General features: G+C 50.4%; 3 protein-coding genes. All 3 read left to right on the top strand.

The features are described from left to right. Nucleotides 1–160 precede the first annotated feature (160 nt). The gene (locus R8N49_RS24390) at nucleotides 161–511 is read left to right on the top strand and encodes a hypothetical protein (RefSeq protein WP_318190133.1); all 351 of its coding nucleotides are present in this window, start codon (nucleotides 161–163) and stop codon (nucleotides 509–511) included. Nucleotides 512–552: 41 nt separating this feature from the next. Beyond that, nucleotides 553–762, top strand: coding sequence for a hypothetical protein (locus R8N49_RS24395; RefSeq protein ID WP_318190134.1), 210 nt, complete (start codon nucleotides 553–555; stop codon nucleotides 760–762). Further along, on the top strand, nucleotides 762–2,395 hold a 1,634-nt coding region (locus R8N49_RS24400; protein WP_318190135.1), incomplete at its 3' end, for a hypothetical protein. The genes R8N49_RS24395 and R8N49_RS24400, both read left to right, overlap by 1 nt.

Raw genomic sequence — 2,395 nt, forward strand, 5'->3', positions numbered from 1 at the left:
CTTGAATTTCCCAACGGCCGGTGGGCTGACATGATTGTCGTTCTTGGCGGTTGGAGCCATCAAGAGCTGGATAAAGGCCAACCTATGTACCTGGTAGTGAACGGCAAACAAAACTCAATTGATCGCGGCTATACCGCCCCAGTATAAGGACTATTAATCCATGAATTTAAAAAGCCAATTATTGAAGCCCGCCGAACTGGCCCCTGTAACGGTCACTATCTTGGGTGGTGAGTTTCCGGCGCGTCGTTTAACTGCTGCTCGTTTGAGTGAGCACGACAAGCTGGTACGAAAGTATCAGGAGGACAATAACGGTGAGCAGCTAAACATACAGGCGGCCCAATTAGTACTGGATTCCGTACTGGATGAAAACAATCAGCCTATGGCTGAAAGTGTGAAACCCACTGACTTGATGGAAGTTCACACCCCTCTGGCGATTAACGCTGCTGTTGCAAAGCTGATCCAGATAAACTTCTTATCTGATGACGCCGAGGACACCGCAAAAAAAGACTAACCGACGATCCGGCACTTCATTTTTTCTTCCATTTAGGCGAAGTGCTGGGCGTCGTCGACCCTCGTAACCTCTATCACAGCGTGGACAGCGAATTAATGGCGCTATGGATGGCCCATTTCGCATTAAAACGTGAAGCGGCCGGAGTTAGCCAGTCAGGTTCTAGCCATAACAACGGCACCCAACAAAGCCGAATTCTTGATTATCAAAACGTTGACCAACAGGTGAACGTCTGCGAAAGGCTGCTCTTGTAATGTCAGATATTGCCAAACTTACCGTTGCGCTGTATGCCAACAGCGCTCAGTTCACCAGTGAACTGCAAAAATCGCAGAAAAAAGCCAAAAACTGGTCTGACTCGATCAGCAAAACCATGTCGATAGCTGCTAAAGCCACCGCTGGTGCTTCTGTAGCGGCGGCAGGCTCTCTGGCTTTGATCTATAACCAGCAAGCGGAACTGATAGACCAAACGGCTAAGTTTGCGGATCGCATTGGTATTTCCACTGAAGCATTAACCCAGTTTCGCCACGCCAGTGAACTAACCGGCGTCGGCTCTAAAAATCTGGACATGTCATTACAGCGCATGACCCGCCGGATCTCAGAAGCGGCCCAAGGCAGTGGTGAAGCTGCTCCAGCACTAAAACAACTGGGGCTGGATGCGCAAGCGCTTGGCCAAATGACACCAGATCAGCAATTGTATGCGCTGTCTGATGCGTTTACCCAGGTAGAAAGCCAGTCCGAACGGGTACGCCTGGCGTTTAAGCTGTTCGACTCTGAAGGCGTTGGCATGGTCAACATGCTAGCCAACGGATCCGATGGTTTAAGAAGCATGGCTGATGAAGCTGATAGGCTTGGCATTACGCTGTCACGCATCGATGCCGCAAAAGTCGAGATGGCCAACGACGCCATGTATAAAGTCGGTGTGACTACGACCGCACTCAAGCAGGAAATTACCACCCAACTTGCGCCAATAGTGGCCGCTATGGCAGAAGAGTTTATTGCCTATTCTCAGCAGTTTGGTGGCATGAATAACATGGTGGCTGAAGGCATCCACAGCACGGTCAACGGTATTGGATTTCTGGCTGATGCATTTCGTGGAGTACAGCTGATCATTGACAGCATGACGGTTGCGTGGGATGGGTTCAAGCTTGGTTTTATGGTGGCCTCACAAGCTATCACCACCGGCTTACATGAACTCGGCCAGTTTCTGTTTAAAGTTATCATTTCACCACTCCAAGGCGTATTGGATTTAGCGGGGAACTTCAGTGATGAAGCCGCCAGCATGGCCACCTCATTGCGTCAGTTCTCTAACATGCCGCCACCACAGTTGTTTGATGCGGCGACGGTCAATCAGGCCAAACTGGACCTAAACCAGTCCCTTTGGGAATTACGCGATCTGGCTAGTAAGCCGTTACCGTCAGAAGGCATAGAAACCTGGTACCAAAACACCAAGGCAAGGTTTGAACAGCTGGCCAAAGACTATGCGGGCAGCATCAACTACAACACCCCAGATGCTACGCCATTACCAAGTGCCGACGGTGACAGTGACAAAGAAGATCCAGCCGTCGCGGCATTTAAAAATGCCACTGATCAGCTACAAACCGAATGGCAACGCCGTTTGGCCATCTCCGCTGCCGGCGAGAATGCAGCAAGGGAACAAGAAAGATTTGCTTTTGCTGACAGAACGGAAGAGATGTCGCAGCAGTTTCTTTCTGCTTATGAGGCGGCCGCAGGTAACAATGAGCTGCAATTAGCGCTAATGGCGCAACACGCGCAAGCTCAGCAAACCTTGTGGAAAGATCACCAGGCTAATCTCACTGACATTGAGAAATCGGAAGCGAAGGCTCGCCAGGCTGCGCAACTTGTCCAGCTCCGTAATTATTCTGACCT

Source organism: Vibrio sp. 1978, assembly GCF_033344345.1.